The 25,846-nt window shown below is 67.2% G+C and carries 24 protein-coding genes; 8 read left to right on the top strand and 16 right to left on the bottom strand.

The genetic code is table 11. The features are described from left to right. Positions 1-90: 90 nt before the first annotated feature. The gene (locus tag ACZY0X_RS07990; RefSeq protein ID WP_463769206.1) at positions 91-630 is read right to left on the bottom strand and encodes a TetR/AcrR family transcriptional regulator; all 540 of its coding nucleotides are present in this window, start codon (positions 628-630) and stop codon (positions 91-93) included. A gap of 116 nt (positions 631-746) precedes the next feature. On the opposite strand from ACZY0X_RS07990, the gene ACZY0X_RS07985 reads away from it, so the two are divergent. Genes ACZY0X_RS07985 through ACZY0X_RS07975 form a run of 3 tightly spaced genes read left to right on the top strand, consistent with a single transcriptional unit; the run spans position 747 to position 4,244 of the window. After that, positions 747-1,907, top strand: coding sequence for an FAD-dependent oxidoreductase (locus ACZY0X_RS07985; RefSeq protein WP_463769204.1), 1,161 nt, complete (start codon positions 747-749; stop codon positions 1,905-1,907). Between the two features lie 55 nt (positions 1,908-1,962). Further along, the gene (locus ACZY0X_RS07980; protein WP_463769202.1) at positions 1,963-2,823 is read left to right on the top strand and encodes a VOC family protein; all 861 of its coding nucleotides are present in this window, start codon (positions 1,963-1,965) and stop codon (positions 2,821-2,823) included. Between the two features lie 20 nt (positions 2,824-2,843). Beyond that, positions 2,844-4,244, top strand: coding sequence for an NAD(P)-binding protein (locus tag ACZY0X_RS07975; protein WP_463770556.1), 1,401 nt, complete (start codon positions 2,844-2,846; stop codon positions 4,242-4,244). Between the two features lie 5 nt (positions 4,245-4,249). On the opposite strand, the gene ACZY0X_RS07970 is transcribed toward ACZY0X_RS07975, so the two are convergent. Together ACZY0X_RS07970 and ACZY0X_RS07965 are read right to left on the bottom strand one after the other, a co-directional pair. Next, entirely contained in the window at positions 4,250-5,875 is a 1,626-nt protein-coding gene (locus ACZY0X_RS07970; RefSeq protein ID WP_463769200.1) for an AMP-binding protein, read from the bottom strand. Further along, the gene (locus tag ACZY0X_RS07965) at positions 5,872-7,563 is read right to left on the bottom strand and encodes an AMP-binding protein (protein ID WP_463769198.1); all 1,692 of its coding nucleotides are present in this window, start codon (positions 7,561-7,563) and stop codon (positions 5,872-5,874) included. Before ACZY0X_RS07965 ends, ACZY0X_RS07970 begins: the two co-directional genes overlap by 4 nt. A 68-nt stretch (positions 7,564-7,631) precedes the next feature. On the opposite strand from ACZY0X_RS07965, the gene ACZY0X_RS07960 reads away from it, so the two are divergent. Next, positions 7,632-8,489, top strand: a complete 858-nt coding sequence (locus ACZY0X_RS07960; protein WP_463770554.1) for a LuxR C-terminal-related transcriptional regulator — start codon at positions 7,632-7,634, stop codon at positions 8,487-8,489. Between the two features lie 7 nt (positions 8,490-8,496). On the opposite strand, the gene ACZY0X_RS07955 is transcribed toward ACZY0X_RS07960, so the two are convergent. The 6 genes from ACZY0X_RS07955 to ACZY0X_RS07930 form a co-directional block, all read right to left on the bottom strand. Continuing rightward, a complete protein-coding gene (locus tag ACZY0X_RS07955) occupies positions 8,497-10,317 on the bottom strand; it encodes an ABC transporter ATP-binding protein (protein WP_463769196.1) in 1,821 nt (606 codons plus the stop codon). Beyond that, positions 10,314-12,239 (bottom strand): ABC transporter ATP-binding protein, encoded by a 1,926-nt coding sequence (locus ACZY0X_RS07950; protein ID WP_463769194.1) that lies wholly within the window; start codon positions 12,237-12,239, stop codon positions 10,314-10,316. The genes ACZY0X_RS07955 and ACZY0X_RS07950 overlap by 4 nt, the downstream gene beginning before the upstream one ends. 117 nt (positions 12,240-12,356) lie before the next feature. Then, entirely contained in the window at positions 12,357-14,237 is a 1,881-nt protein-coding gene (locus tag ACZY0X_RS07945) for an ABC transporter ATP-binding protein (protein WP_463769192.1), read from the bottom strand. A 116-nt stretch (positions 14,238-14,353) separates the two neighbouring features. Then, on the bottom strand, positions 14,354-14,899 hold the full coding sequence (locus tag ACZY0X_RS07940; RefSeq protein WP_463769190.1) for a chromate transporter: 546 nt from the start codon (positions 14,897-14,899) through the stop codon (positions 14,354-14,356). Further along, positions 14,896-15,462, bottom strand: a complete 567-nt coding sequence (locus ACZY0X_RS07935; RefSeq protein WP_463769188.1) for a chromate transporter — start codon at positions 15,460-15,462, stop codon at positions 14,896-14,898. Before ACZY0X_RS07935 ends, ACZY0X_RS07940 begins: the two co-directional genes overlap by 4 nt. Next, on the bottom strand, positions 15,455-16,444 hold the full coding sequence (locus tag ACZY0X_RS07930; RefSeq protein ID WP_463769186.1) for a phospholipase D-like domain-containing protein: 990 nt from the start codon (positions 16,442-16,444) through the stop codon (positions 15,455-15,457). The genes ACZY0X_RS07935 and ACZY0X_RS07930 overlap by 8 nt, the downstream gene beginning before the upstream one ends. Before the next feature lie 122 nt (positions 16,445-16,566). On the opposite strand from ACZY0X_RS07930, the gene prrA reads away from it, so the two are divergent. Then, the gene (gene prrA, locus ACZY0X_RS07925; protein ID WP_241403239.1) at positions 16,567-17,268 is read left to right on the top strand and encodes a two-component system response regulator PrrA; all 702 of its coding nucleotides are present in this window, start codon (positions 16,567-16,569) and stop codon (positions 17,266-17,268) included. Between the two features lie 39 nt (positions 17,269-17,307). After that, entirely contained in the window at positions 17,308-18,660 is a 1,353-nt protein-coding gene (locus ACZY0X_RS07920) for a HAMP domain-containing sensor histidine kinase (protein WP_463769184.1), read from the top strand. Here the strand turns inward: ACZY0X_RS07920 and arfC are convergent, their stop codons facing one another. The 4 genes from arfC to ACZY0X_RS07900 are packed head-to-tail and all read right to left on the bottom strand — an operon-like array spanning position 18,661 to position 20,646. Next, complete coding sequence (gene arfC / locus ACZY0X_RS07915; RefSeq protein WP_463769182.1) at positions 18,661-19,041, bottom strand: channel accessory protein ArfC, sunset domain variant; 381 nt, start codon at positions 19,039-19,041, stop codon at positions 18,661-18,663. Next, positions 19,041-19,193: a channel accessory protein ArfB gene (gene arfB, locus ACZY0X_RS07910; protein ID WP_241403236.1), complete on the bottom strand. Its 153-nt coding sequence runs from the start codon at positions 19,191-19,193 to the stop codon at positions 19,041-19,043. Before arfB ends, arfC begins: the two co-directional genes overlap by 1 nt. Positions 19,194-19,204: 11 nt before the next feature. Continuing rightward, complete coding sequence (gene arfA, locus ACZY0X_RS07905) at positions 19,205-20,248, bottom strand: channel-forming protein ArfA/OmpATb (RefSeq protein WP_463769180.1); 1,044 nt, start codon at positions 20,246-20,248, stop codon at positions 19,205-19,207. Between the two features lie 35 nt (positions 20,249-20,283). Further along, entirely contained in the window at positions 20,284-20,646 is a 363-nt protein-coding gene (locus tag ACZY0X_RS07900) for an FKBP-type peptidyl-prolyl cis-trans isomerase (RefSeq protein WP_463769178.1), read from the bottom strand. 31 nt (positions 20,647-20,677) lie between these two features. Here ACZY0X_RS07900 and ACZY0X_RS07895 point away from each other — a divergent pair, with 31 nt between their 5' ends. Both ACZY0X_RS07895 and ACZY0X_RS07890 read left to right on the top strand, forming a co-directional pair. Continuing rightward, complete coding sequence (locus ACZY0X_RS07895; protein WP_463769176.1) at positions 20,678-20,926, top strand: DUF2630 family protein; 249 nt, start codon at positions 20,678-20,680, stop codon at positions 20,924-20,926. Positions 20,927-20,931: 5 nt separating this feature from the next. Further along, positions 20,932-22,497, top strand: a complete 1,566-nt coding sequence (locus ACZY0X_RS07890; protein WP_463769174.1) for a phytoene desaturase family protein — start codon at positions 20,932-20,934, stop codon at positions 22,495-22,497. On the opposite strand, the gene ACZY0X_RS07885 is transcribed toward ACZY0X_RS07890, so the two are convergent. From ACZY0X_RS07885 to ACZY0X_RS07875, 3 genes are all read right to left on the bottom strand, one after another. Beyond that, a complete protein-coding gene (locus tag ACZY0X_RS07885; protein WP_463769172.1) occupies positions 22,494-22,913 on the bottom strand; it encodes a MarR family winged helix-turn-helix transcriptional regulator in 420 nt (139 codons plus the stop codon). The genes ACZY0X_RS07890 and ACZY0X_RS07885 overlap by 4 nt on opposite strands. Further along, complete coding sequence (locus ACZY0X_RS07880) at positions 22,903-24,339, bottom strand: DHA2 family efflux MFS transporter permease subunit (RefSeq protein WP_463770552.1); 1,437 nt, start codon at positions 24,337-24,339, stop codon at positions 22,903-22,905. The genes ACZY0X_RS07885 and ACZY0X_RS07880 overlap by 11 nt, the downstream gene beginning before the upstream one ends. A gap of 154 nt (positions 24,340-24,493) precedes the next feature. Continuing rightward, complete coding sequence (locus ACZY0X_RS07875; protein ID WP_241403229.1) at positions 24,494-25,795, bottom strand: citrate synthase; 1,302 nt, start codon at positions 25,793-25,795, stop codon at positions 24,494-24,496. Positions 25,796-25,846: the final 51 nt, after the last annotated feature.

Here is a 25,846-nt window from a genome sequence, read left to right as displayed (position 1 = left end):
ACCCAGAGTGATCGTGGTCACGATTTCCAACCGCGGGCGCCCGCATCTCCTCACCGGACACAAATAATTAACGGACGCGCAAAAAGCGAGCTAGCCGACGGTGTAGCGCTGCAGCGTCGGGCCGAGCCAGTCGATCAGTTCCTCGCGGCTCATCGCGACGACGGGCGGCAGCTTGAGCACGTATCGACTCAGCGCCATGCCGAGCATCTGAGTGGCGATCAGGCCAGTCCTGCGCGGCGCGTCGTCGGGCGCGAGCTTGGCGATCGAGGGCATCAACTGCGCGGTGAAGATGTCCTTCATGCGTTGCGCCGCTTCGGCGTTCGTGGTCGCAGACCTCAGCAGCACAACGAGGGCGTCGCCCTCCTCCCACCGCGTCAGGAAGTGCGACACCATCGCGGCCCCCACCCCGGCACGCGGTACGCCGGACAGATCCGGGAACCGCAGGTCGAACTCGGCCGCGGCGGCGAACAGCTGCTCCTTGTTGCCGAAGTAGCGCATCACCATCGACGGGTCGATGTGCGCATCGGCGGCGATGGCCCTGATGGTCGCCGCCTCGTAGCCCGATTCGGCGAACCGCTCCCTCGCCGCCGTCAGGATCACGGCCTTCGTCTGGTCAGCCTTGGCGCCCATGCCAACAACTGTATGCCAACACATGTTGACTTTTACCGAGGCCGGGCGCATCCTGAAAAAGTCAACACGCGTTGGCAAAAGTGGCGACAGCAGGCGCCAAGACGAAGGAGAGTCCCATGCACGACATCCCGACGCACGATGTCGACGTCCTCATCGTGGGAGCCGGCCCCACCGGCCTGACACTGGCGGCATCCCTGCTGCTCAAGGGCGCGGCCATAGCGCTCGTCGATCGGCAGGCCGAAGGCGCCAACACCTCGCGCGCCGCTGCCGTCAACGCCCGCACCCTCGAGGTTCTCGAGGCTCTCGACGTCAGCCGCCGACTCATCAAGGAGGGCATCGAAGCCCCCCGATTCACCATCCGCGACGGCGCCAAGGTCCTGCTGCCGATCGACTTCAGCGGCCTGTCGACCAAGTACCCCTTCACGCTGTTGATCGCTCAGTCCACGACCGAACGCCTGCTGCTCGACCGAGTGCGCGAACTCGGTGGCGACGTGATCCGCGCCAAGGTCCTGACCATGATCGCGCAGGACACGGACGGCGCCACCGCGACGTTCGCCGACGGTGACACCATCCGCGCCCGCTACGTCGTCGGCGCCGACGGTATGCACAGCACCGTCCGCGAACAGGCAGGCATCGGCTTCTCCGGCGGCTCGTATGAGCACTCGTTCGTCCTCGCCGACGCCCGGCTGACCGGGGACACTCCCACCGACGAGGTGAAGCTGTTCTGGGCAGCCGAGGGACTCACCGTCATCGCTCCCCTGCCCGACGGATCGTTCCGCATCGTGGCCCCCGTCGACGACGCCCCGAATGTGCCATCGGCGCGATTCGTCCAGGACATCCTCGATGCAAGGGGGCCTGGCGATCTCGCGGTCACCGAGGTGGTGTGGGGGTCACGGTTCCGGATCCATCACCGCGTCGCCGACACCTACCGAGCGGGCCGGATCCTGCTCGCAGGCGATGCCGCCCACGTGCACAGCCCGGCCGGCGGTCAGGGCATGAACCTCGGCATCCAGGATGCGACAGCGCTAGCCGAGGCCTTGGCGGTGGCACTCGACAGCGGCCCGGACGGCGGATCGGAGCGGGCGCTCGACGACTACAGCGCCGCCCGGCGTCCCATCGCCCAGCAGGTCGTCGAGTTGACCGACCGCCTCACCCACCTCGCCACGCTGCCCCGCGCACTCCGTCCGCTGCGAAACATGTTCCTGGGCATCGCCGGTCGCATCCCCGCGGCCCGGCGCATGCTCACGATGCGACTGTCGGGTCTGATCTACCGCTGACCTGCACCGACTGAAGGACGTTTGGAGTGTCAGCCCCTTCGGGAATGCTGGCTGCGTGACCGAACCTCCATCGCTCCTCGCGTCCGCAGCCCCTCGCACCTACCCACAAGGCGTCCCGAGTTGGGTCGACACCGTCGCCAAGGACCTCGACGAGGCCAAACGCTTCTACTCAGGCCTATTCGGCTGGACATTCACCGACGCCATACCCGCCGAGGCACCGGGCAACTACCTGATCGCCACGATCGACGGCCAGGACGTCGCCGCGATCGCCTCCCCAGAGGGCGACGAGCCCGCGACATGGCGCACCTACATCGCCGTCGATGACGCCGACACCACGGCCACAGCCGTCGAGAATGCCGGCGGCACCGTCACTCTGGCCCCCGTCGACGCCGGGCCCGGTGGCCGGCTGGCGGTCTGCGTCGATCCACGCGGTGCCGAGTTCCGGCTGTGGCAGGCCCGTCGCCGCCTCGGCGCACAACTCGTCAACGTGCCGGGCACGTGGAACTTCAGCGATCTGCAGACCACCGATCCGCACGCCGCGGCGCAGTTCTACTCCGCGGTGTTCGGTTGGGAGGTCGACGACGTCGGCTTCGGCACGATGGTGCGCAGGCCCGGCTACGGCGCCCACCTCGCCGCCACCGTCTACCCCAACATCCTCGACGTGCAGTCCGAGGTCTCGGCCCCGCCGGGATTCGAGGACGCCGTCGCATGGATGGGCATCATCGGTGAGGGCAGGCAGGAGACGTGGCAGGTGTCTTTCACCGTCGAGGACCGCGACGCCTCAGCCGCCACCGCCGAGGGCCTCGGCGGCACCGTGGTGCACAGCGAGGACTCCGAGTGGACGCGGGACGTGACAGTTCGCGACCCGCAGGGGGCACAGTTCGTGATGAGCCAGTTCACCCCACCAGCGGGGTAGCTGGAGGGCAAGCTGTGACGATGCGGACGATCGAGGCCGACTACCTCGTGATCGGTGCTGGCGCGATGGGCATGGCGTTCGCCGACACCCTGATCACCGAAACCGACGCCACCGTGGTCATCGTCGACCGCAACGACGCCCCCGGCGGGCACTGGCTCAGCGCCTACCCATATGTCCGACTGCACCAGCCCTCGGCGTACTACGGGGTGAACTCGCGCAAACTGGGCCACGACACCATCGACGCGTCCGGCTGGAATGAGGGCTACTACGAACTGGCGGGCGGCAGCGAGGTCAGCGCCTACTACGACGCCGTCATGCGCCAGCATCTGCTGCCGTCGGGCCAGGTGTCCTACTTCCCGATGAGCGAGTACCTGGGTGAGGCCGACGGCGCCGGTCAGTTCCGCACACTGGCCGGCGAGGACTACCGGGTGCAGGTACGGCGCCGCATCGTCGACGCCGCGTACCTGAGCATCGTCGTCCCCTCGATGCGACCACCGGCCTACGACGTCGCTGACGGTGTCACCTGCATTCCGCCCAACGGCCTGCCCCGCCAGGCCTTGGCCGACCAGTACGTCATCGTCGGGGCGGGTAAGACCTCGATGGACACCTGCCTGTGGCTGCTGCGCCACGGCATCCCAGCGCAGCGGTTGACGTGGATCAAACCGCGCGACTCCTGGTTACTCGACCGCTCCGCCGTCCAGCCCGGGAAGTCGTTCGCACGCCGGGTGCTGGCCGACTTCGCGGCGCAGTGCCGGGCGATCAAGCAGGCGACCTCGATCGACGACCTCTACGTGCGCCTCGAGGCGGCGGGCTGCCTGCTGCGCATCGACGAGACGGTCGAACCCACCATGTACCGCTGCGCCATCGTCAGCCGCGGCGAGCTCGACCAGCTGCGGCAGATCCGCAACGTCGTCCGGATGGGTCGCGTCCAGTCGGTGCAGCCGGGCCAAGTGGTCCTCGACGGCGGCACCATCGACACCGATCCGAATGCGCTGTACCTCGACTGCTCCGCCGACGGCATCGGACTGCGCGAGGCCACCCCGGTGTTCTCCCCCGGCGCCATCACACTGCAGTCCGTGCGCACGTGCCAGCCGGCGTTCAGCGCGGCGGTGACCGCCCGCGTCGAGGCCATGGACTTCGGTGGTGGGGACAACGATGACGACACCCGCAACGACTACTGCCGACCGGTACCGCACCCGACCAACCCCGTCGACTGGCTGACCATGTCGCTGGCGTTCAACCACAACCAGCTGCGCTGGTTCGACGACCCCGACCTCACCCACTGGCTCAACCGGGCCCGGCTCAACGCGGTGAGCCACATGCAGTCCGACGATGAGGATGCGCGCGCCGGCGCCGCCGCCGTCATACCCCGGCTACGCGCCGCCAACGACAAACTGGCGCAACTGCTCTCGCAGGGTTAAGACCTCTAGAGACCAAGTAGCCGGACACTCTCGTCACGCATGTCCACCTTGCGGACCTTGCCGGTGACAGTCATGGGGAACTCCGCGACGACGTGGACGTAGCGCGGAATCTTGTAGTGCGCCAGCTTCCCCGACGCGAATGCACGCACCGCGGCCGCGTCCAACGGCGCACGCCCCGGCCGCATCCGGATCCACGCGCAGATCTCCTCGCCGTACTTGGCGTCGGGCACGCCGATCACCTGAGCGTCCTCGATATCCGGGTGGGTGTAGAGGAACTCCTCGATCTCGCGGGGATACACGTTCTCCCCGCCGCGGATGACCATGTCCTTGATCCGCCCGACCACGTTGCAGTAGCCGTCCTGACCCATCACCGCCAGGTCGCCCGTGTGCATCCACCCCTCGGAATCGATTGCCTCGGCAGTCTTCTCGTCGTCATTCCAGTAGCCGAGCATCACCGAGTAACCACGGGTGCAGAACTCGCCGGGCTCACCGCGCGGCACCACCGCGCCGGTGTCCGGGTCAACGATCTTGACCTCCACGTGCGGATGAGCACGCCCGATCGAGGAGGTGCGCCGTTCCAGGTCGTCGTCGCGGCGTGTCTGGCACGAAACCGGCGACGTCTCGGTCATGCCATACGCGATCGCCACCTCGCTCATGTGCATATCGGCCACGCAGCGCTTCATCACCTCGACCGGGCACACCGCGCCCGCCATGATGCCGGTACGCAGCGACGACAGGTCGTGCTCGGCGAAGTCGGGATGGCTCTGCATCGCGATGAACATCGTCGGCACGCCGTAGACGCCCGTGCAGCGCTCGGACTCGACAGCCGACAGCGTCAACCCCGGATCGAAGCCGGGTGCCGGAATCACAATCGTCGCACCGTGAGTGGTGCAGCCGAGGTTGCCCATCACCATGCCGAAGCAGTGGTAGAACGGCACCGGGATGCACAGCCGATCGCCGGGCCGCAGATCGATCAGGCCCGTCACGAAGTACCCGTTGTTGAGAATGTTGCGGTGCGACAGCGTCGCACCCTTCGGGAAACCCGTTGTCCCCGAGGTGTACTGGATGTTGATCGGATCGGTGTTGGCCAACCCGGCCATGCGTTCGGCCAGCTGCGCCGCCGTCGCCTCATCCGCGCGGGCGCGCAGCGCGTCCCAGTCAGCGGTGCCGAGGAAGACGACATTGGACAGCGAGTCGACACCGGATGCGACCTCGTCGACCATGGCGCGGTAGTCGGAGGTCTTGAACTCCCGTGCCGAGATCAGCGTCGACACACCGGACTGGTTGAGCACGTAGGCCAGTTCGTGCGTGCGGTAGGCGGGGTTGATGTTGACCAGGATGGCGCCGATCTTGGCCGTCGCGTACTGGACGATGACCCACTCCGCGCAGTTGGGCGCCCAGATGCCGACGCGGTCGCCCTTCTCGACGCCCAGCCCCATCAATCCCCGCGCCACGATGTCGATCTCGGCGTCGAGTTCGGCGTAGGTGTAGCGCAGCCCCTGTGCGATGTCGACCAGTGCCTCGACATCGGGATGCGTTGCGGCCGTGCGCACGAAGTTGGCGCCGATGGTCTCCTCGAGCACGGGGATGTCCGTGGGGCCGGCGTCGTAAGACTGTGTCGTTGCGGTCATTTCAGCAGGTCCTCGTATCGGTGCTCGGTGGCGATCGGCGTACCCGACTGGTGCGCCTCATCCTCTCGCGTCCGCAGTTCGACGCGGCGAATCTTGCCCGAAATGGTCTTGGGCAGTTCGAAGAACTCGACGCGGCGGACCTTGAGGTAGGGCGCCAGGTGATCTCGGGCGTACTCCATGATCGCCCTGGCGGTTTCCGCGTCAGCGGCCCAACCGTCGGCCAGCGCCACATACGCCTTGGGCACCGAGAGCCGGGTGTCATCGGGTTGCGGCACGACGGCGGCCTCGACCACCGCCGGGTGCTCGATGAGCACGCTCTCCAACTCGAACGGCGACACCTTGTAGTCCGAACTCTTGAACACGTCGTCGGTGCGACCGATGTAGGTGATGTAGCCGTCCGCGTCGCGGCTGGCGACATCACCGGTGTGGTAGTAGCCGCCAGCCATCACGGCCTCGTTGCGCTCGGGGTCCCCGAGGTAGCCCGTCATCAGATTCAGCGGGTCAGCCTGCAGGTCGAGGCAGATCTCGCCCTCCTCGGCACGCTCCCCGGTGAGCGGGTCGACCAGCACCACCGGCACGCCGGGCATAGGCCGGCCCATTGATCCCGCCTTCACCGGTTGCCCTGGTGTGTTGCCGATCTGCAGCGTCGTCTCGGTCTGCCCAAAGCCGTCGCGGATCGTCAGTCCCCAGGCCCGCTCGACAGTCGCGATGACGTCGGGGTTGAGCGGCTCGCCCGCCCCCAGAACCTCGCGCAGCGCTTCGGGCCTGCTCCCCAGATCGGACTGGATCAACATGCGCCACACCGTCGGCGGCGCGCAGAACGTGGCGACCCCGGCCCGCCGGATCTGAGCCAGCAGCGCCGCGGCATCAAACCGGCCGTAGTTGTAGACGAATATCGTCGCCTCGGCGATCCACGGTGCGAAGAAGCAACTCCACGCGTGCTTGGCCCACCCCGGCGAGCTGATCGCCAGATGCACGTCGCCGGGCCGCACGCCGATCCACGCCATCGTCGACATGTGCCCCACGGGGTAGGACACCTGCGAGTGCTCGACCAACTTGGGTCGGGTGGTGGTACCCGAGGTGAAGTAGACCAGCATCGAGTCGTCGACAGTGGTTCTCGACGTGAACCGCCCCGCCGACGCGACGGCATATGCGGCGGCGTAGGAGTGCCAGCCGGGCACCGCATGGCCGACCACGATCCGGACGTAGTCCCCGGGGACGTCGTCGAACTTCGCGGTGTCGGTGTCGTTCGCGATCACGAACGCGGCACCACCGCGGGTTATCCGATCGGCCAGATCGGCGGGGCCCAGCGCTCCGGTGGTGGGCATGATGACGGCGCCGAGTTTGGCGACCGCGAGCATCGCCTCCCACAGCTCGACCTGGTTGCCGAGCATGAGGATGACGCGGTCACCCTTGCCGACCCCCAGGCTCTCCAACCACGTCGCCACCCGGTCGGAGCTGTCGGCCATCTCGGCGAAGCTGACCTTATGCTCGCTGCCGTCCTCCTCGACGATCCACAGCGCTGTGCGGTGGTTGTCGCTGGCGATGACGTCGAACCAGTCGGTGGCCCAGTTGAAGGCGCCGGTCAGTTGCGGCCAGGCGAATGTGCCAACTGCCTCGTCATAGTCGCTGATCACGGCCACGAGCTGATCGCGGGCATTGCGATACAAATCGGTGTTGGTGCTCATGACAGATAGGATCTATGTCACAGTCATCCGCCCGCTACCCCCGAAAGAGGGTCCCCGTGCCCTTGCCTATGACCACAGCATCACCGCTGCTCCGGCCTCGGGACACCGACGCGCTGCGGGCCGAACTACGCCTCGTGGCCGCCGAAGGCCGGGTGCCGGTGATGTTCGGCGGTGAGGTGCACGGCGACGGGGTCCTGCTCAGCGAGTTCGTCGGGACGAGGACCAGCCTGCTGCGCGGCCTGGTGGTGCGGTCGAGATCCGGGCTGGGCGGGGCGAGCATGGCGACGGGCAGGCCGCTGTCGGTGGCCGACTACGCCAACGCCTCGACCATCACGCACGATTACGACACCCCGGTGCTGTCCGAGGGCATGCGCTCGGTCCTCGCGGTGCCCGTGATCGTCGACGGAGTCCCCCGCGCGATGCTCTACGGCGCCTACCGCTCGAGCGCGCCGGTGGGTGGGCGCACGGTGGACCTCGTCGTCGCGTCGGCCCGCCGCCTCGCCGACGAGCTACGCATACGCGACGAGGTGGACCGCCGGCTACGGCTGCGGGAAGCCCAGACGGCCAACGCGGAAACAGGGTCTTCGCGCGAGCGCTCATCCGCCATACCCGAGGTGCTCCGGGAGGTGCACGCCGAACTGCGCCGACTGGCCCGCGACGCCGGACCCGAGATGCGCGACGAGTTGCAGAATCTGGCCAACCGCCTGACCGGTGGTGATCCCCAGGACGGCCCGCCGTTGACGTCGCGGGAACTCGATGTCCTTGCTCAGGTCGCCATGGGCTGCACCAATGCCGAGGCAGCGCAACGCCTCTCGTTGAAACCCGAGACGGTGAAGAGCTATCTGCGCAGCGCCGCAGTCAAACTCGGCACCCACACCAGACACGAGGCGGTGTCGCGGGCGCGGCGCCGCGGCCTCATCCCCTGACCGTGCGTCAGGCCAGCGAGGCCACCCACGCCTCGTGCAGCGCGGCGTAGCGGCCCTCGCCGAGGACCAGCTCGTCGGGCGGACCGTCCTCCACAATGCGGCCGTGTTCGAGCACCAGTACCCGATCGGCGATCTGCACTGTCGACAGCCGATGCGCGATCACCACGGCGGTGCGATCTGCCAGCACAGTGGCCAGCGCCCGCTGCACCAGCCGCTCACTGGGGATGTCGAGCGATGACGTCGCCTCGTCGAGGATGAGCACCGCAGGGTCGGCGAGAAACGCCCGTGCGAAGGCGATCAACTGCCGCTGCCCCGCGGACAACCGGCCACCGCGCTTGGCGACGTCGGTGTCGTAGCCGTCGGCGAGCACATCGATGAACCTGTCCGCCCCGACGGCCTCGGCCGCCGCGCGCACCTCGGCGTCGGTCGCATCCGGTCGGCCGAACCGGATGTTGTCGGCGACGGTGCCCTCGAACATGAAGTTCTCCTGCGTGACCATCACGACGTGGCGGCGCAGATCTGTCTGGGCGAGGTCACGCAGGTCGACGCCGTCGAGAGTGACCGCACCCGAGCTGGGGTCGTAGAACCGGGCGATGAGCTTGGCGATGGTGGTCTTGCCCGCGCCCGTCGTGCCGACCAGCGCGACCGTCTGACCCGCCGGGATGCGCAGGTCCAGATCGGGCAGCACCGGCCGGTTCGGGGTGTAGGAGAAGCCGACGTCCCGAAACGCGATGTCACCCTTGACCGTTGGCAGCTCGACAAGGCGGTCGGGGTCCTTGATGCCGGGAGGCTCGGCCAGCACGCCCGCGATCTTCTCCAGCGCCGCAGCGGCGGACTGGAACGTGTTGAAGAACTGCGAGATCTCCTGCATGGGTTCGAAGAAGATCCGCAGGTACAGCAGGAACGCGGTGAGCGTGCCGAGCGTCATCTCCCCGTTGAGCACCCGGTATCCCCCGTAGAGCAACACCACCGCGGTGGTGATGTTGCCGACCAGGCGAACCCCGGGCATGAACACCGCCAGCAGCTTGAAGGCCCGCTCGTTGATGTTCTTGTACTGGTCAGCGACGTCGGTGAAGATCTCCTGGTTGCGCGGTTCGCGACGGTAGGCCTGCACGGCCTTGATGCCGGTCATTGTCTCGACGAACTGCACGATCACCAGGGCCGCGCTCTCGCGCACCTTCAGATAGGTCTTCGACGACTGCGTGCGGAACCACCACACCAGCACGACCAGCACCGGGAAGGCACACAGACACATCAGGCCGAGTTTCACGTCGAGCACGACGAGCAGCACCGACGTGCCCAACAACGTCAGGACCGCGGTGATGAGACCGTCGAACCCGTTCTGCAACATGTCCTGAATGGCCTCGACGTCATTGGTCGAGCGGGCCACCACACGCCCCGACGTGTACCGGTCATGGAAGGCGACGTCGAGCCGCTGGAAGTGCCGGAAGATCCTGCGGCGCAACTCCAGGAGCACCTCCTGACCGATCCTCCCGGACCGGCGCAGGAAGAACATCCGGCCAGTTGCCTGCACCAGCACCACACCGCACAGCGACGCGACGATCATCAGCAGCTCGCGCGTCGAGCCGGAGTCGACTATCGGCGGGATGCCGTGGTCGATACCGCGCTGCACGAGCAGCGGCACCGATAACCGCGCCGCGTTCTCGACCACCACGACGATCGCCAACAGCGAGATGGTGGTGACGTAGGGCCGCAGCAGCGAGCCGAGCAGCGAGCGTGCCTCGCGGCGGCGAGATATCGACTCGTCGATGGGCAGGTCGTCGTCATCGTTGGTGACGGCGCGGCCCCTCCAGTCCGTGGTGCTCATCGTCTGTCTCGTTCCGAGGCGACGAAGTCCAGGTCGCCATCGTGATCTTGGAGACCATGTTCGCGCTCTTGGAGAATGCGATCGAGTCGGTCGCGCTCCTCGTTCTGCTCCCAGTCGCAGCTGCGCTCGGCCCCGTCGTCGAGGTCATCGTCGGCGGCCAGCTGGTAGCGGTACTCGGGGGCGTCGACCAACAGTTCGGCGTGCGTGCCGACGCGCGTGATGGTGCCCCTCTCCAACAGTGCGACCCGATCGGCGAGCAACACCGTCGAGGCCCGATTCGCCACGATCAGTCCGGTGACAGTCCGCAGTACCCGGTGCAACGCCTCGGTCACCGCCGCCTCGGTGTGCACGTCGAGCGCGGACAGGGTGTCGTCGAGCACCAGGATGGAGGGGTCCGCCAGCAGCGCACGGGCCAGTGAGAGCCGTTGACGCTGACCGCCGGACAGGCTCATGCCCTGCTCGCCGATCCGGGTGTCAAGCCCGAACGGCAGGTCGTAGACGAAGCCCGCTGCCGCGACGTCGACGGCCTGCGCGAGTTCCTCGTCGGAGGCCTGCGGGTTGCCAAGCCGAAGATTCTCGGCCACCGACATCGAGAACAGCGTCGGGTCCTCGAATGCCGTGGCCACCGCCTGCCGCAGCGCAGGCAGCGACAACTCGCGGATATCGTGCCCGTCGATGAGGATGGCGCCCTCGGTGACGTCGTACAGCCGCGACAGCAGGGCCACCAGAACTGACTTGCCCGACCCCGTCGCCCCGACCAGGGCCAGCGTCTCGCCGGGTTCGACCGTCACATTGACGTGGCGCAGGGCCCACTCATCGCTATCCGGGAACCGGAAGCCGACGTCGACGAGTTGCAGCCGGCCACCGCGCGGGGTGTTGTCATCGGGACCGTCGGTGATGTCGCGCGGCGCGTCGAAGATCTCGGCGACCCGGTTGGCCGCGGTCATGGACTCCTGGGTCATCGACAGCAGAAAGCCCAGCGACGCGATGGGCCAGACCAGCGACAGCATCATCGTGATGAACGCGACGAGCGTTCCCATCGTCACCAGGCCGTTGCCCGCCGCGTAGGCGCCGATGCCGAGCACGATGATCAGCGTGACGTTCGGGATGACCTCGAGCAGCGTCCAGAACTTCGCCGACACCCCGACCTTGCGCACCTCGGTGTCGAACAGGTCGGAGGCGCGCTGGTCGAAGCGTTGGTAGGCGTACTCCTCACGACCGAAGGCCTTGACGACCCGCAGCCCGAGCGCCTGCTCCTCGACGTGGGTCGCGACATTGCCCGACTGGTCCTGCGCGGCGCGGGACAGCGTGGTGAACTGGCGCTCAAAGTGCAGGATTGTGGCGGTGATCGGCGCGATCGACACCACCACGACGACGCCGAGCGGCCAGTACATCGCGAGCAGGATGCCCGTCACCACGATGATCTGAATGATGTTGAGCAGCAGGAAGAGCAGCCCGAACGACAGGAACTGGCGGATGGTGCTCAGGTCGTTCATCACCCGCGACAGCAACTGCCCGGACTGCCACCTGCCGTGGAACGCCATCGGCAGGATCTGCAGACGGGCGTAGAGATCCTTGCGGATATCGGCCTCGACGCCCATCGTGGCCCGTGCCACCAGCCAGCGCCGGATGAACCACAGCACCGCCTCGGAGATGAGCAGCGCGGACGCCGCCGTGCCGAGCACCCACAGCTGCTGCTGATCCTGATTGCGGACCGGCCCGTCGATCACGGCCTTGGTCAGCAGCGGGATGCTGACGGTGGCACCGAGGCTGAGCAGGGCCGCGATGAGCATCGCGATCCACCGCACGCGGTAGGGCAACAGATACGGCAGCAGACGCAGGATGTCCGACGACGACCGGATCCGGCGCGGCGGCGGTGCGATGGCCGGCTCGGAGACAAGCCCGGCTTCTCGCGTGCGCATCACATCACCCATCAGTTTCTTGTCTATCCCATGCCTGTGACACGACGGCCACGAACGCGTCGCGATCAATCCCCTGCTTCAAGGTTCCCACGATGGACAACCGATTAACGCGTCGCATCATGCGGCGTCCACCCCGGCCCGGAACTGTGTCTCATACAGCTCGGTGTAGCGCCCGCGACGGGCCAGCAGCTGTGCGTGCGTGCCCCGTTCGACGATGCGGCCGTCCTCGACAACCAGGATGACGTCGGCCGCGCGGATCGTGGACAGCCGGTGCGCGATGACGATGGACGTCCGGCCGTCGAGCGCCTCGGCCAGTGCCTGCTGCACGGCCGCCTCCGACTCCGAGTCCAGTGATGCCGTCGCCTCGTCGAGGATGACGACCCGTGACGAACCCAGCAGCAGCCGGGCGATGGTCAACCGTTGACGCTGCCCACCAGAGAGTCGGTACCCGCGCTCGCCGACGACGGTGTCCAGTCCCTCGGGCATGTCGGCGACCACGTCGTCGAGCCGAGCGCGGCGCAGTGCTGCCCACAGGTCGTCGTCTGTTGCGTCCGGGGCGGCCAGCGTGAGGTTCGATCGAATCGACTCGTGGAACAGGTGACCGTCCTGGGTCACCACGCCGACGGTCTGCTGCAGCGACGGGAACGTCACGTCGCGCACGTCGGCACCGGCCAGCCGGACCGCCCCCGACGACACGTCGTAGAGCCTGGCCACCAGGGAGGCGATGGTCGACTTACCCGCGCCCGACGATCCGACCAGGGCCACCATCTGGCCAGGTTTCGCGGTGAACGAGATACCTTGCAGCACTTCGTCTCCCCCGCGATCATCCAGGACGGCGACCTCCTCCAGCGAGGCCAGCGACACCTCGGTCGCCGACGGGTAACCGAACCGGACATCGTCGAACTCCACGCTCACCGGACCGTCGGGCAGCGGCCTGGCGTCGGGCCGTTCCCGGATCAGCGGCACCAGGTCGAGAACCTCGAAGACCCGCTCGAAACTGACCAGTGCACTGGCGATCTCGACGCGCGCGTTGGCGAGCGCGGTCAGCGGCGCGTACAGCCGGGTCAGCAGCAGAGCCAGCGAGACGATCGCTCCGGCTTGCAACTGCCCGCCGATCGCCAGCACGCCACCGAGTCCGTACACCAATGCCAGCGCCAGCGCCGACATCAGCGTGAGCGAGTTCATGAACGTCGCCTGCAGCATCGAGGTCCGCACGCCGATGTCTCGGACCCGGTCCGCCCGTAGGGCGAACTCCGCGGACTCGCGCGCCGGGCTGCCGAAAAGCTTGACCAGCGTCGCGCCGGGGGCCGAGAACCGTTCGGTCATCTGGGTGTTCATCGTCGCGTTATGGATGGCACCCTCACGGCTCAGCGTCGCCATGGTCCCGCCGATGCGCCGTGCGGGCAGCAGGAACAGCGGCGTCAGCAGCAGTGACAGCAGGGTGATCTGCCAGGAGATGCCGAGCATCACGGCCAGCGTCAGCGTCAACGTGACAAGGTTGGACACGACGCCTGACAACGTGTCGGAGAACGCGCGCTGGGCGCCGATCACGTCGTTGCCCAGCCTGCTGACCAACGCGCCGGTACGCGTTCTGGTGAAGAAGGCCACCGGCATCCGCTGGACGTGGTCAAACACGGCGGTGCGCAGATCGAGGATGAGGCCCTCACCGATTGTCGACGACAGCCACCGGGTGAACATCGCCACGACGGCCTCGGCCACCGCGACGACCGCGATGATCACGGCGATGGCGACCACCGTCGCGGGCGCGCCGGAACTCACGATCTCGTCGACCACTCGCCCGGCCAGCACCGGTGTGGCCACCGCCAGCAGTGCTGTCACAACACTGAGCGCGACGAATCCGCCGAGACGGCGGTGGTGCCGCGCCGAGAACCGCCAGATCCGCTTCAGCAGGGCGTGGTTCGCCAGCGCGTGCAGGTCGCCGCCGCTCGCGCGGGTCTGGCTGTACAGCGTCTGCCGTGCGACTGACTCCAAGCTCATGCGATCACCGTAAAACCTCAACCATAATTGAGGTCAAAGACTTCCCGGGCCCCGTCACCCTGTGGCTTCGGCGCGCAAACCGTCGCTCAGCGAACGAAAGCGCGCCGAAATCGCGACTAGACGATGCCGAAGTAGCCGATCACTCCTGCCGCGGCCACGACGATCAATGGGTTGAGGCTGGTACGCACGAAGATGACGGTGCAGACGGCGGTCAGCAGGTAGGCGCGCCAGTCGTGGTCGGCGGCGCGGCTCATCACCAGAGACGACGCCAGGATCAGGCCCACCGTCAGCGGGGCGAAGCCCTTCTCCACGGCGATTCGCCAGCGCGACTCCTCAGCCCTCTGCCAGAACAGTGTGATCGCGTACACCAGCGACGCCGCCGGGATGACCATGGCCGCCGTGGCGATCACCCCGCCGAGGATCGCGCCGGGCACGCCCCCGGCCTGCAGTCCCGCGGCGTAGCCGACCATGCCAACGATGAGGATGCTCGGTCCGGGCGCTGTCTGAGATATCGAGAACAGGTCGGCGAACTGACCGTTGGTCATCCAGTGGTGCTGATTCACCGACCGCAGGTGCATCTCGGGCAGCACGGCATTGCCGCCACCGATCGACATCAGCGACAGCCCACCGAACAACAGCGCCAACTGCAGGTAAGTGCTCACGCTCTGGCCGCGCCTCGGTCCCTGGGCCAGGCCCACACCAGCGCCAGCGGCGCGACGATCGCCAGCACGCCGAGCAGTGGCCACCGCAGCACTCCGTTGAGCACGAACGCCAGCGCGAACAGGCCCACCGGCACCAGACCGGTCAGGCACTTCTGTCCCGTCTTGACGACCATCGCCACGGTCAGTGCCACGGCCGCGGCCGACGCCCCGTGCAGGACACCCTTCACCGCGGGCACCTCCTTGAAGCGGAAGTACAGCCACGACAGGAAGAGCACGATCGCCAGCGGTACCAAACACAGGCCGACGACGGCGGCGATCGCGCCCGGCGCAGCACGCATCTTGGTACCGACGAACACCGCCATGTTCACCTGGTTGGCGCCAGGCAGGATGCGGCACATCGTCATCGCTGAGAGGAATTCCTCCTCGCCGAGCCAGCGCCTCTCGACGACCAGCACCTCGCGCGACCATGCCGACAGGCCACCGCCGAACGAGGCCAGCGCGATGTGGTTGAACGTCCAGGCAATCTCTAGCAGCGAGGGTTTCGGTGGCCCCACCTCACTCATGGGCGAGTTCGGGATCGTGCGGGAAGTCGTCCTCGTGGTGCGTCGTGGGATCGAGCGGATCGGGCGGCGCGTAGTGATGCGACAGCGCCCAGTCCTCCTCGAAGACGGACTTCAGCCGCGCGACGACAGCAGGATCCGCGATGGTGATACCGAGTTCGCGCCGCAGATCGAATGCGCTGCGGTCAATGTTCATCGAGCCAACCAGAGCCCGCTCGTCGTCGGCGATCAACAGCTTGGCGTGCACTCGCAGATTCTTCTGCTTGTGCACCTTGACCCCGAACCGCCGCAGCGTCCGCAGCGATGCGAACGTGTCGAGTACGTCCCACTCACTGATGCCGTGCCTCCCACCGCACAACACGTGCACCTTGACGCCACGGCCCGCCGCAGCGGCGATGTGGTCGAGAATCACCGCATCGACGTACTTGGGGTGTTGCACGTCCAGGCGCGTCGTCGCGGTGTCGATGAACTGGGCCATGTGCAGACGCGAGTTCGCATTGCTCCACAGCAGCCCCTCGCACGCCGACGGCACCCAGTCCGCTTCATTCCAGTCGGCCTCGAACACCTCGACGATCTGGGCCACGTGCGCCGGGTCGCGGGTGATGACGCCGTAATCGCGAGTGCTGGTGAAGTACTTCAGGCACAGGTTGAACGTGGCGACCAACGCGGCCTGTCCGTCGACGACGATCGACTTCTCGTGCGTGACGTAGAACTTCGGGTTCGTCCACTTGACGTCGATCCCCTCGGCGCGGAACTGCTCGAAGGTGTCGTCATTGGCGCGGTCCCCGCCGGATCGCTTGGCGTTCAGCATCACCCGCACGTCGATACCTGCGCGCTTCCGGTCGACAACGGCCGCGATCAGCGTCTCGTCGGTGAACGTGAACTGTTTGATGAGCAGTGAGCGCTGCGCTGAGGAGATGAATAGTCGGACCGGGTCGAGGCCGTCATCTGGTTCGACAATGAGACTGGGTCCGTTCGGCTGCACGACTGACGAAGCTAGCGCGCGCAGCGCTTTCCCGCGTGCCAAGCACCGAATTCCCAGCTTCGGTTCATCTCCTGGTCACGCGCCTCCCGCATCCTGCGAACCCCATCGGGCAAGATAGCGGTATGGACACCGGAGGCGCATCCCCGCGAGTACTGGTGGTCGACGACGATCCCGACGTGCTCGCGTCGCTGGAACGCGGACTCCGCCTGTCCGGTTTTGAGGTGTTCACCGCGGTCGACGGCGCCGAGGCGCTGCGCAGCGCCACCGAGTCCAGGCCCGACGCGATCGTCCTGGACATCAACATGCCGGTGCTCGACGGTGTCAGCGTGGTGACCGCGCTGCGCGCCATGGACAACGACGTGCCGGTCTGTGTGCTCTCGGCCCGCAGCTCTGTCGACGACCGGGTGGCCGGCCTGGAGGCCGGCGCCGACGACTACCTGGTGAAGCCGTTCGTGCTGGCCGAACTGGTGGCACGGGTCAAGGCGCTGCTGCGTCGTCGTGGTTCCACGGCGACGTTCTCCTCGGAGACCATCGCCGTTGGCCCACTCGAGGTGGACATCCCGGGTCGACGCGCACGCGTCAACGGTGCCGACGTGGACCTGACCAAGCGGGAGTTCGACCTGCTCGCCGTCCTCGCCGAGCACAAGACCGCGGTGCTGTCGCGCGCGCAGCTCCTGGAACTGGTGTGGGGGTATGACTTCGCCGCCGACACCAACGTCGTCGACGTGTTCATCGGATACCTGCGCCGAAAGCTCGAGGCGGGTGGTGCACCTCGCCTGCTGCACACCGTCCGCGGTGTGGGATTCGTCCTGCGGCAGCAGTGATGAGCGCTTGCGCGAAGAACAGACAGAAGTAGCGCGGCGGTGAACGCCTTCGCGCGGGTCTTCCGGCGTACACCGTCACTGCGGACTCGCGTCGCGTTCGCCACAGCCATCGCGGCCGCGATCGTCGTCGGCATCGTCGGAACCATCGTGTGGATCGGCATCACGAACGACCGCAAGGAACGCCTGGACCGCCGCCTCGACGAGGCCGCCGGGTTCGCGATCCCGTTCCTGCCACGCGGCTTCGACGAGATTCCGCGTTCCCCGAACGATGAGGACGCGATCATCACCGTGCGCCAGGACGGTGATGTGACATCCAACTCGAACGTGGTGCTGCCCGACTTGGAACCCGGTTACGCCGACACCTACGTCAATGGCGTGCGCTACCGGGTTCGGACGGTGCAGATCCGCGGACCCGGCCCGGACGCGCCTGCGATGTCGGTCGCCGTCGGCGCCACGTACGACGCGACCATCACCGACACCAACAACCTGCACCGTCGGGTGATCGTGATCTGTTCGTTCGCGATCGGCGCCGCCGCCGTCGCGGGGTGGCTGCTGGCCGCGTTCGCGGTGCGCCCGCTCAAGCGGCTTGCCCAGCAGACGCGCGCCATCGACCTGGGCGGTGACGCGCCCGACGTCGAGGTCCGCGGCGCCACCGAGGCCGTCGAGATCGCGGACGCCGTCAACGGGTTGGTGCAGCGCATCTGGGAGGAACAGGACCGCACGAAGGCCGCTCTGACCTCGGCAAGGGACTTCGCCGCGGTGTCATCGCACGAGTTGCGCACCCCGCTGACCGCGATGCGGACAAACCTCGAGGTGCTCGCCACGTTGGACATGCCCGATGATCAACGCAAGGAGGTCATCAACGACGTCATCCGCACCCAGTCGCGCATCGAGGCCACGCTGTCGGCGCTCGAACGGCTGGCCCAGGGTGAGCTGTCGACGTTCGACGATCAGGTACCCGTCGACATCACCGAGCTGCTCGACCGCGCAGCACACGACGCGATGCGGGTGTTCGGTGATCTCGACGTGTCGCTGGCGCCAGCGCCGACCGTCATCATCATCGGCCTGCCCGCTGGGCTGCGCCTCGCGGTCGACAACGCCATCGCCAATGCGGTGAAACACGGTGGGGCAACACGTGTTCAGCTGTCGGCGGTGAGTTCGCGTGCCGGCGTTGAGATCGCCATCGACGACGACGGGTGCGGTGTTCCCGAGGAGGAACGCACGGTGGTGTTCGACCGCTTCAGCAGGGGGTCGACAGCGTCGCACTCGGGCTCGGGACTGGGATTGGCGCTCGTCGCGCAGCAGGCCGATCTGCACGGTGGCACCGCGACGTTGGAGCAAAGCCCGATGGGTGGCGCGCGTCTGCTGCTGCGCCTCCCCGGACCGTCCTAGCTACTTCTTGTCGCGCTGAGACTTGCCGCTGTCCCACCGATTGAACCCGGCCGCCTCTGCCGACTCGACGTCGAGGAACCACACCTCGGCGATGGTCTGCCGGTAGCTCGGGCTCTCCGAGGAGTGGTAGAGCATCGAGTCCTCGTTGCCCTTGACCGTGTAGCCCGACGGTCCGTCTGCCGACGCCACCACGAGCCGGACAGATCCGGCGCCGTAAGGCTCGGGCTGGGTCTTGGGCTGCGTCTTGGCCGCCCCGCCGGCCAACGTGGACTTGGCGCCCACGGGCACCTCGCGCTTGACCCGGGCCACCATGAACGCCGCCGTGAGCACGAACCCGAGCACCGCGGCCAGGACGATCAACCAGCCGTTCGCCGCGCCCATCAGCGTGCTCCAAGCTCTCGTGAGCCCGGCATGTCGTCGAGCGCCTCCTGCTCACTGGTGCGTTTGATCGTGACCGTCGCCAGCAACCACGCCAACAGTGACCCGACTAGGAATGCCAGCAGATACCACAACCACGCAATGACGAAGTCCATGTCGAATCTCCTTAGCTGACTGTGATCTCGACGCGACGGTTCTGCGCGCGGCCCTGTGGCGTGTCATTGCCCGCCACCGGGTTGGCGGCGCCCGCTCCCCGAGACGTGACGCGGTCAGCGGCAACCCCGTCCGAAACAAGGGCGTCCGCAACGGATTTGGCGCGGTTACCGCTGAGCGGGACGTTTATGCCGTCGTTGCCTGTGTTATCGGTGTAGCCCACGACCGCGATTCTGGCGTCAGGGCAGGCCTTGAGCCGGTCCGCCACCTGTGACAGCAGCGACTGGGAGTCGCCCACCAGCGAGGCGCCGTCGGTGGCGAAGGTGATGGGCGTCCGCAGGAGTCCGGTCACGTCGGCCTGCAGCGAGGCGCACGCACCTGCCGCACCCTGTCCCGGCGCAGCAGGTGGCGCCTGAACAGGTGGGGCCGGGGCAGGTGAAGGCGTCGAGGCGGCCGCTCGCACCGTGATGTTGTTGACGATCCGCACATCCGGCCACGCCGCCGCAGCCGCGGATTCCACCGCGGCCTTCTCCGATTCGGACGGCGCCGTGCCCGTGAGCGTCAGCGTGCCGCCGTCGACGGCGAGGTTGAAGTCGGGGATGTTCGGCGTCACGCTGAACACCCCGCCCAGTGCGGCGACGTCGGGAAACCTGACCCCGGGTGCGACCTCTAGTTCGTCGACGATGGTGGCACCCGGCATTGCGAGGTCCATCGCCTCCAAAAGAGACGACTTCTGGGTCGCGTCGGGCAGCTGGCCACCGAGGGTGAATCCCGTGGCGTTGCGGACGATCGAGAATCGACCGAAGGGCGCCGCAGGCTCGCTCGCGGCCGGTGCAGTCGGGGTGGCCGTCAGCGTCGCGGACGGGTTGACGTTTGGCACCGTCAGGACCGGGTCGTCGGCCTGCTGCGTCGCCTTGAGGCCGCCCCACCCGATCAGCGCGATCAGCAGCGGGACCGCCAACAGGGCGAGTAACCAGCCGATGCCGGGTTGCCGCCGGTAGAACCTCGACTCGGTTCGCCAGTCAGACACGGTGCGGTCGTCGTCAGAACCCGGCATCGGGCACTCCCCTCAGTGACGGTCGGTGCGACCGATCAGCGGACGTCGAGCAGGTCGATGATGAAGATCAGTGTCTTGCCGGACAGCCGGTGCCCGGAGCCAGCCGGTCCGTATGCCTGAGCGGGCGGGATGACGAGCTTGCGCCTGCCGCCGACGCGCATCCCCGGGATGCCGTCCTGCCAGCCCTGGATCAGGCCGCGCAGGGGGAACTCGATGGACTCGCCACGGTTCCAGGAGCTGTCGAACTCCTCGCCCGTGTCGTACTCGACGCCCAGGTAGTGCACCTTGACATTGCCGCCGGGGACCGCTTCGGCACCATCGCCGATAGTGATGTCCTCGATGACGAGGTCGGCGGGCGCGGGACCGTCGGGAAATTCGATTTCGGGTTTGGTAGCCACGTTGATCACCGTAGTCGGGCACACTGAATCAGTGGACACAGACCGTGACATTCTCGCCCATGTAAACGAGCTTGTCGCCGAGGAGAAGGACCTGCGAGCCAAGCTTCAGCGTCGCGATATCGGCGAGTCCGAGGAACAACGCAGATTGCAGTCACTCGAGGTCCAACTGGACCAGTGCTGGGACCTGCTGCGGCAGCGGCGCGCGCTGCGTGAAACGGGTCAGAACCCCAACGAGGCAAACCGGCGACCGGGTGACCAGGTCGAAGGCTATCTGAGCTGATCAGCGTGCCGGGCCCGGACGACCGCTTCGACGCTGTCGTGGTGGGCGGCGGCCACAACGGCCTGGTCGCGGCCGCCTACCTGGCCCGCGCGGGTCGGCGGGTGCGCCTGCTGGAGCGCCTCGACCATGTCGGCGGCGCGGCCGTGTCGAGCTATGCCTTCGACGGCGTGGACGCCCGCCTGTCGCGCTACTCCTACCTCGTCAGCCTGCTGCCGCGAACCATCATCGACGACCTCGGCGCCCGGATCCGACTGGGTAGGCGCAGCGTCTCGTCCTACACCCCCAACCCCGCCGACGGCGGCCGGACCGGTCTGCTGGTGGGGGCGGACAGCAACTTCGACGCGATCGGCGCAGGGCGCGACGCACAGGGTTTCGCCGAGTTCTATCGCCGGTGCGGGACCGTCACAAGGAGACTGTGGCCGACGCTCACCGAGCCCCTGCGCACCAGATCGGCGGCCCGTCGCCATGCCCTCGACGGCGGCGACCCCGACACCGCCACGGCGTGGGAGGCGATGATCGACCGCCCGATCGGCGCGGCGATCACCAGTGCCGTCGATGACGACCTCATCCGCGGCGTGATGGCCACTGACGCCCTCATCGGCACGTTCGCTCGCACCGACGATCCGTCGCTGGTGCAGAACGTGTGCTTCCTCTACCACCTGATCGGCGGCGGAACCGGCGACTGGGACGTGCCGATCGGTGGCATGGGAGCCGTCACACACGCATTGGCCGCGGCGGCATCGAGCTTCGGCGCCGAGATCGTCACCGGTGCAGAGGTCTTCGCCGTCAATCCCGACGGCGAGGTGCGCTACCGCACCGCCGACGGGGATCAGCGGGTGCACGGCGAGGTGGTGCTGGCCGGCGTCACCCCCACGGTGCTGGCCGGCCTGCTCGGCGAGACCGCACCCGTGACGGCACCCGGCGCGCAGGTCAAGGTGAACCTGATGCTGCGCCGTCTCCCCCGCCTGCGCGATGACAGTGTCTCACCGGAGCAGGCGTTCGGCGGCACGTTCCACGTCAACGAGACTCTGCGCCAACTAGACTCGGCGTTCGCCATGGCCGCCGCGGGACGAGTGCCCGCACCGTTGCCGTGCGAGATCTACTGCCACTCCCTGACCGACCCCACCATCCTGTCCGATGAGCTGCGGCGTTCCGGCGCTCAGACGCTGACGGTGTTCGGGCTGCACACCCCGCACGCGCTGACGACCGCGGGCGACGGCGACCAGGTGCGGGACGCTCTCACCGACGCGGTGCTGGCATCACTGAACTCCGTGCTGGCCGAACCGATCGCCGACGTCGTGATGCGCGACCTGCACGGCAGACCCTGTATCGAGACCAAGACCACCGCCGACCTGCAGGACGCACTGGGCATGACGGCGGGCAACATCTTCCACGGCGCACTGGCGTGGCCGTTCACCGAGGACGACGAACCGCTCGACACCGCGGCTCGTCGCTGGGGCGTCGCGACACATCACGATCGAATCATGTTGTGTGGGTCGGGTTCCCGCCGCGGTGGCGCGGTATCGGGCATCGGTGGACACAACGCGGCGATGGCGGTCCTGGGCCGCTAGTACGCCCTCAGCTTGGCCAGGATGTCGCGCAGCGCGCGCAGCTCGTCCTCACTCAGCGCGTCGAACACCGGCGGCGCCGGGTCGTCGATGCTCGTGATGAGGGCCTGCACGTCGCGACCCGCATCGGTGAGCGAGACGAGCTTGGACCGCCGGTTCGTCGGATCGGGTGTGCGAATCACCAGCCCACGGTCCTCGAGGTCGTTGATGGCGACCGTCGTGGCGGGAGCGTCCATGGTGGCGGCCTCGGCGATCTGCTTGGGCGACATCGGGCCTCGCGCCAGGCGGCGAAGGACACGGACTCGGCTGAACGGCAGCCCGGAGGCCTCGACGGTCGCGCGCCGCCAGTTGTCGCGATTGTCGAACACCACGGCGGCAAGGTCTCGCCACACCTCGTCGGCCAGCGGATCACGCGACACGGACGTCCTCCTTATTGTCGGGCTCGCCCGCGATGAGCGGCGCCAGACGCTCTGCCGAGCGCAGCGCCCGCGGCGACGTCGAGAACCATCCCAGCGCGAAGATGACGACGCCGAGCCCGACGCACACGAACCACAGCGGCCGAACTGCTGACGCGAAGTCCGAGCCGATCTGCGTCAACGCCGAACCCGTCACCGACCCACACAGCGCAACTCCGATGCTCACTCCGACCTGACGGCTGGTCGACGTCACGGCCGAGGCAGCACCGGCACGCTCGGTTGGCATACCGCTGACCGCGGCGTTCGTGATCGGCGCGTTGACCATCGAGAAGCCGATCCCGAACACGGTGAACACCAACATGAGCGCCCAGATGGGGGTGGACGCCGTGAGGAACACCAGCATCGCGGCGGCCGCGGTGATGAAAAGCCCGGCGGTCAAGAGCGACGGCCGCGCGCCGTAGCGTCCCACCAGCCGGCCCGACAGCGGTGAGAATGCAAGCGCGCCAATGGCGATCGGCAGATAGATCAGGCCCGTCTGCATCGCAGAGTAATGGCGTTCGGCCTGCAGATAGATCGACATGATGAACAGGAACGCCCCCCACGCCGCGAAGGCGCTGACCGCCGTCAGCGTCGCCGAGGCGAACGGAATGCTACGGAAGAAGCGCAGGTCGATGAAGGGATCGCGACGCCGCGACTCATACCGCAGGAAGGCCACGAACGCCGTAGCGGCCGTGATCGCGATGATCAGCACCCGGGGGTCCGTCCAGCCCATACCGGGACCCTCGATGAGCGCGAACACCACGCCGAACAGGAAGATCACCGCCAGCAGCTGCCCGACGGGGTCGATATTGCGCATTGTCGACGACTTGGATTCGGGCACGAAGATCGCGGTGAGCGCGATGGCCGCCGCGCAGATGGGGAGGTTGATCCAGAACACGGCCCGCCAGCTCACCAGTTCGATCAGCAGACCACCGACCGTCGGGCCGAGCGCCATCGCTATGCCGACCACCGCGCCCCACATGCCAAGCGCCCGCGCCCGCTCAACACGTCCGGTGAAGATCTGCGAGATAATGGATAGCGCAACGGGATTCATCATCGACCCACCGATCGCCTGGACGAACCGCGCTGCGATCAGCATCTCGATGCTGGGCGCCACGCTGCACAGCAGGGATCCGAGCGCGAACACCGTCAGGCCAATCTGGAACACGCGCCGCCGGCCGAAGCGATCCCCCGTCGCACCCGCGAGCATCAGCAGCGACGCCAGCACCAGCGTGTAGACGTCGATGACCCACTGCAGCTGGGTCGGCGAGGCGTGCAGATCGGTGCGGATCGCGGGGATCGCGACGTTGACGATGGTGGCGTCCATCGACACGATGAGCAGGCTCAGGCAGCAGGACATCAGGATGATGACCTTGCGCCGTGGCGTCATCGACTCGATGTTCATCCAACTATTGTGAAACCACAACCATTACCAATGCAAACAATGTGGCCGAACAGACACAAAGCCCCTCAATCCGGTGGATTGAGGGGCTTTTGCGACTGCTCGCGAGACTAGCGGTGCTGGATGCTCTTCGCGCAAGCGCTCATCGGCCGTCGATGCCGGCGTAGTCGCGCTCGGTGTAACCCGTGTAGATCTGGCGCGGACGGCCGATCTTGCCCGGCTCCGAGTGCATCTCCCGCCAGTGCGCGATCCAGCCGGGCAGCCGGCCGAGCGCGAACAGCACCGTGAACATGCGGGTCGGGAAGCCCATCGCCCGGTAGATCACGCCGGTGTAGTAGTCGACGTTCGGGTAAAGCTTGCGCTCGACGAAGAAGTCGTCGGTGAGCGCGATCTCCTCGAGTTCCTTGGCGATGTCGAGCAGCGGATCCTGGACGCCGATCTTGCCCAGGATCTTGTCGGCCTGCTCCTTGACGATGCGGGCCCGCGGGTCGTAGTTCTTGTACACCCGGTGACCGAAGCCCATGAGCTTGACGCCGTCCTCGCGGTCCTTGACCTTGCGGACAAACTCCTTGACGTCACCGTCGGACTGGCGGATCTTCTCCAGCATCTCCAGCACGGCCTGGTTCGCGCCGCCGTGCAGCGGACCCCACAGGGCGTTGATACCGCCGGAGATGGACGTGAACAGGTTGGCCTGCGACGAGCCGACCAGACGCACCGTCGACGTCGAGCAGTTCTGCTCGTGGTCGGCGTGCAGGATCAGCAGCATGTCGAGCGCCCGGACGATCTCGGGATCGACCTCATAGGGCTCGGCCGGGAAACCGAACGTCATCCGCAGGAAGTTCTCGACCAGCGTCAGCGAGTTGTCCGGGTACAGGAACGGCTGACCCTCGGACTTCTTGTAGGCATAGGCGGCGATGGTGGGCAGCTTGGCCAGCAGCCGGATGGTCGACAGCTCCACCTGCTTGTTGTCCAACGGATCCAGCGAGTCCTGGTAGTAGGCGCTCAACGCGTTGACCGCACTCGACAGCACCGGCATCGGGTGCGCGTTGCGCGGGAAACCGTCGAAGAACCTCTTCAGATCCTCGTGCAGCAGGGTGTGCCGCTGGATCTGATTGGTGAACGACTCCAACTGGTCGGCAGTCGGCAGCTCACCGTAGATCAGCAGGTAGCTGACCTCGATGAAAGTCGACTTCTCCGCGAGCTGCTCGATCGGGTAACCGCGGTAGCGCAGGATGCCCGCGTCACCGTCGATATAGGTGATCGCGCTCTTGGTGGAAGAGGTGTTGACGAACCCGCCGTCGAACGTCGTGTAACCGGTCTTGGCCAGCAGCGAACCCAGCGCGATGCCGTCCGAACCTTCGGTGGCGGGCACGATGTCCAAGTCGATTTCGCCGCCCGGATAACGGAGCGTGGCGACCTCGTCGGGACTGGCTTTTTCGGGCACTTTAACCCTTTCTGCGATTGTCGACCGGGACTGGGCGGTCCGTCACCAGAT

The organism is Mycobacterium sp. IDUB_39, from assembly GCF_055419205.1.
The sequence above is the reverse complement of the archived record's forward strand: the minus strand, read 5'-3'. Positions and strand labels throughout refer to the sequence as shown.